General features: G+C 72.5%; 1 protein-coding gene. It reads left to right on the plus strand.

Annotated features, from left to right (window positions below; genetic code table 11):
• Positions 1–956: biotin-dependent carboxyltransferase family protein (locus A0J59_RS21015; protein WP_369799807.1), on the plus strand; the 956-nt coding region annotated here is incomplete at its 5' end.
• Positions 957–1,619 lie beyond the last annotated feature (663 nt).

The raw sequence follows: 1,619 nt of genomic DNA on the forward strand, positions 1-1,619 counted from the left end.
GGGAGGGCCCCGTGGGCCGGGAGCCGGGGGAGGGCCCCGAAGGGTGGCGCGCGAGTGCGGGCTCCGGGACGACGACCGCCGTCGAGGTGCTCGCGACGGGCCCGCTCGTGCTCGTCGAGGACGAGGGTCGCCCCGGTCTCGCGGCGATCGGCGTCGGGCCGTCGGGGGCCGCCGACCGGACGTCCCACGCGCTCGCGAACCGGCTCGTCGGCAACCCGGCGAGCGCCGCGACCCTCGAGGTCGCCCTCGGCGGGCTCGCGCTCCGGTTCCGGGAGCGCGCGGTGGTCGCGCTCACCGGGGCAGCGGTGCCCGCGACCGTCGACGGGATGCCCGTGGGCATGAACGCACCCGTCCCGGTGCCGACCGGTGGCGTGCTGCGGCTCGGGATCGCGACGCGGGGGCTGCGGACCTACGTCGCTGTGCGGGGCGGCGTCACCCCGGGCGCCGTCCTCGGATCGCGGTCGCGCGACACCCTCGCGGGGATCGGACCTGCGCCGCTGCGGCCGGGGGACGAGCTGACGGTCGGGGCCCCGGTGGCCGGTCGCTGGGCCGCCCCCGGCGTCGCACCCGTGCGCCACGTCCCCGGGGAGCTGCGCCCCGGCGAGCGGGCGGGCGCGGTGCTCGAGATCCTGCCCGGACCGCGTGCCGACTGGTTCCTCCCGGGCGCGTGGCAGGCGTTGCGAGCTCTGCGGACCGTGAGCGCGGACAGCGACAGGGTCGCGATCCGGCTGGACGGGCAGGCGGTCCCGCGTCGCTCGGGCGAGCTGCCCTCCGAGGGCCTCGTCCGCGGAGCGGTGCAGGTCCCGCCCGACGGCCGGCCGGTCGTCTTCCTCGCGGACCGCCCGGTCACCGGGGGCTACCCGGTCATCGGGGTGCTGCGTCCCGACGACGTCGACCGGGCGGCGCAGCTCCGGCCGGGGGACCGCGTGGTGCTGCGGGCGGCGCGGCCGTCGTGACGGGCCGGGACCTGTCGTGGCGTCTCCTGCCCGAGGAGCGAGGGAGGCCCGAGCCTCCCGGACCTGGGGAGGGACCGCGTGCGGACGCCCGGCGGCCTGTGTGCCGGGTCACCCGGGCCCGGCTTGACCCTGGCGCGACGGGCCGCGTAATGTTCTGGATGTCGGCCCGACAGGGAGGAACAGACACCGCCTCGAACGATCGAGGGTGGCTGGTCCCGGGGTCGAAACCCTTCCACCGCATGGCGTAGGATGTTCTCCTGCCCGCGACGAGGAAGACCACGGTGACTGGACCACGGCGAACAGCCGGGGTTGAGGAGCCGGGGAAGACCTGGTAAGGTTGAAGGGTTGCCCCAAGCGAGGTTCCGCCCGGTCGGGTGGTGCTGAGTTGGTGTGTGTCGGTTGTTTGAGAACTCAACAGTGTGCTTGTTAGTCAATGCCAATTTTTTGTCCCTGTGGCATGGCTGATCGTCTTCGCCCGTCGGGTGGGGTGGTTGGTTGTGTCTGGGATTCCTTTGGTTGATTTCGGAAGATGATGTCATCTTTCGTGTTGATGCCAGTTTTGTGAACCCGGTTGGGTTCGCTTCGTATGGATTGTTCACTGCCGGGCTGTGCTTGGTGGTGGGCGTTGTTCATTTACGGAGAGTTTGATCCTGGCTCAGGACG

The sequence above is a fragment of the Cellulosimicrobium sp. I38E genome (genome assembly GCF_001647255.1).
GTDB classification, from domain to species: domain Bacteria; phylum Actinomycetota; class Actinomycetes; order Actinomycetales; family Cellulomonadaceae; genus Cellulosimicrobium; species Cellulosimicrobium cellulans_E.